The organism is Colwellia sp. D2M02, assembly GCF_018860755.1.
GTDB lineage: Bacteria > Pseudomonadota > Gammaproteobacteria > Enterobacterales > Alteromonadaceae > Colwellia > Colwellia asteriadis.
Map to the genome: position 1 here is coordinate 1 of NZ_JAHKPW010000011.1, position 2652 is coordinate 2652.

The 2652-nt window shown below is 36.6% G+C and carries 3 protein-coding genes and 1 pseudogene; all 4 read left to right on the forward strand.

Going from position 1 to position 2652, the window contains the following annotated elements:
- Window positions 1–136 precede the first annotated feature (136 nt).
- The 4 genes and pseudogenes from KO495_RS01400 to KO495_RS01415 all read left to right on the forward strand — a co-directional run bounded on the left by KO495_RS01400 (window position 137) and on the right by KO495_RS01415 (window position 2530).
- Window positions 137–538: pseudogene (locus KO495_RS01400) on the forward strand (DUF3291 domain-containing protein).
- On the forward strand, window positions 477–1379 hold the full coding sequence (locus KO495_RS01405; RefSeq protein WP_215978614.1) for a hypothetical protein: 903 nt from the start codon (window positions 477–479) through the stop codon (window positions 1377–1379). Before KO495_RS01400 ends, KO495_RS01405 begins: the two are co-directional and overlap by 62 nt.
- A 265-nt stretch (window positions 1380–1644) precedes the next feature.
- Window positions 1645–2208 (forward strand): dihydrofolate reductase family protein, encoded by a 564-nt coding sequence (locus tag KO495_RS01410; protein ID WP_215978615.1) that lies wholly within the window; start codon window positions 1645–1647, stop codon window positions 2206–2208.
- Window position 2209: 1 nt separating this feature from the next.
- Window positions 2210–2530 (forward strand): hypothetical protein, encoded by a 321-nt coding sequence (locus KO495_RS01415; RefSeq protein ID WP_215978616.1) that lies wholly within the window; start codon window positions 2210–2212, stop codon window positions 2528–2530.
- The last annotated feature ends 122 nt before the right edge of the window (window positions 2531–2652 follow it).

Consider the following 2652-nt stretch of genomic DNA (forward strand, 5'->3'; position numbering starts at 1 on the left):
TTATTAGACAATGCAGGAGTTTATTGTCCTGAATAACTACATTACAAAGGCTATGCCTTGTATAAATACCCAACAAAAAACTGCAAAAACAATCTCGAAAGATTAACAGGCTCTAGAAATAAAACCACATTGAAGATTGGCTAAATCTAGTGATGATTTTATATACGGGTTAAAAGATGACAATGGCGTTGCAAAAAATATCCGTGCTTTTTCAGAGCCTAGTATTATCGTAAGCATATCAGTTTGGGATTCAACTGATGATCTCAAAAACTTCATGTTCAAAGTCCACCATAGAGATTTTCTTCATCGTAAAAAGTGATTTCGTACTACTCTTGAAGAGAGTTATGCTTTATTGTGGATTCCAGTCGGTCACATCCCCATCATTTCAGAAGCAGTTGAAAATCTTGAGTTACTGCATATTAATGGTGATCGCCAAAGGCATTTTCGTTTAAATTATAAGCTAAGGAGGGGTTACTTTGAACAAGCTAGGAATTGTAATTATTACATTGTATTTAAGTGCTTGTGGATTAGATGTTGATAGAGATAAAAAAGCAGAGCCTATTACAGCTACATTGACCGAAACTGATATGACCGGGATTTGGCTGTTGGAAAAAACTACTGTTTATACAAAGAAAAGTGATGGGCTTATCTTAGACACGACTATTGAAAAGTCTCAAACTTATATTGAAGATACGGAAAATGGCATAGCAAGTGTTAGATGTAGAGATATGGCAGCGCTTGCAACTGGGCAACCTTCTCACTATGAAGGCTTTAAAACCGACGATAAATACTTCCCTTTAGGTGAGAGCGATACCGTACAGCCATACCTATTTGAGCAAGGTGTGTTGGTACAAGAAATAACAACTGATGCTATGTATGGCGAACAAGAAGCTACCGAATTGGTACGTAAAACACTAACGTATATAAAATCAAAAGAGAGTGTTTATAGCGATGGAACAATCGCGTTAAATGGTCCGCTAACTTTCTCGGCTACCGATAAAATTTGTACCGAACAATTAAAACAAACACAATTAGAACGTAATGAAACCAACAAATACACCTTCAAAGTTCCATTTTCACATGACGAACAAGACCTGTTAGAAATAGTATTACTGTTTGCTGGCAATCCATCTACAGGCTTCTATAACCTAGATACTTCAGCAACCGAAACAGGGTTTATTGAGGCTTATATACACAGTGAAGCTTCAAGTTATTATGAAGCACTTGGTAATGTAAGACCGCATAATTTTGGTGAGCCCGGTTGGATAGATTTAATATCCACAGATCAAAATAGCTTTGAGGGAAACTTCTCAGTAACGATAGAAAACCACGGAGTGCTTACCGGTTATATTGAGGTAGATATGAGTGGCTTACAATAAAATTTGGTCATTAATAAAATATTCCATTTATATTGCAACCAGTGCTGATGGTTATATAGCAACGCCCGAAGGTGGCATAGATTGGCTACACAGCGCAGGAAACTAAACCGCAGATATGAGTGCCAACCCTGATATGGGGTTGACGAAATTTATTACTTCAATTGACTATATGATTAAATTTTGCAAAAAAGAATGCTTAAGCCTCACCGATTATCAGTGATATTTGTATTCGATTTCACATCAAAATAAAGAGAAATAATCAACAATGAAATGCTCCGTTTATATCGCAACCAGTGCCGATGGTTATATAGCAACACCCGATGGCGATGTAGATTGGCTACACAGCGCAGGTAATTCGGCGGCAGATATGAGTAACAACCCTGATATGGGATTCACGAAATTTATTACTTCAATTGACTGTATGATTATGGGGCGTAAATGTATGGAAGCCATTTCTGGCTTCAACTTAACGGCTGAGCAATGGCCTTACGGTAACATTAAAATTTATGTACTCAGTAACACCATAAAAGAGCCGCCAGCCAATTTACAAGACAAAGTTGAAATGTACTCGGGTGATATTACTCAGCTAATCAGCCAGCTTGAAGCTAGCGGCTATAAACACGCTTATATTGATGGCGGTGTAACTATTACTGCTTTTATTAATCTTGGATTAATTAATGAAATGACGATTACCAAAGCACCGGTTATTTTAGGTAAAGGCATTCCGCTCTTTGGTGAAATTAATAATAGTATTAAGCTTACTAACGCCGAGGTTACTGGCTTTGCTAATGATTTTATTCAGGTAAAATACACTGTGGCTTACTTATAATATGATTGATGGATTTGGTAATCATCAAGATATGGTCAACTCGTTCTGCGATGGTTTCACCAACAGCATTAATGATATTATCGACAAAAATGCTGAGCTACTTTGTAACCAAGATGGCTATGAGATACTCACCAGCGTTTTTAATCAAAGATTTCGCAAACACGATATCGAAAATGCCAATATCAAACAAATAATTTCAATAGCTAATGAGCTCAGTGAATTATTAGAAAATAATATAAACATTGAGCAAGTATGCCATTTTATTAATTCGGCTCTTCAACAATCTTTTGGCGAATTTAGGGCTATAAAATTCACCCGTTAATGTTTTTAGTGACGTTTTTTAGTCAGTTAACAGGTAATAAAAATACGGCGCAATGCTAGTTAACCTGAGCTCGGCTTAGTAAATATTTCTCTAGGCAACTACGTTTCCTAGCTTCTTCGTTA

Bases quoted from the DNA above. Each gene is read 5' to 3' on its own strand.
- KO495_RS01415 (WP_215978616.1), top strand. From the start codon at position 2,210: ATGATTGATGGATTTGGTAATCATCAAGATATGGTCAACTCGTTCTGC.
- KO495_RS01410 (WP_215978615.1), top strand. From the start codon at position 1,645: ATGAAATGCTCCGTTTATATCGCAACCAGTGCCGATGGTTATATAGCA.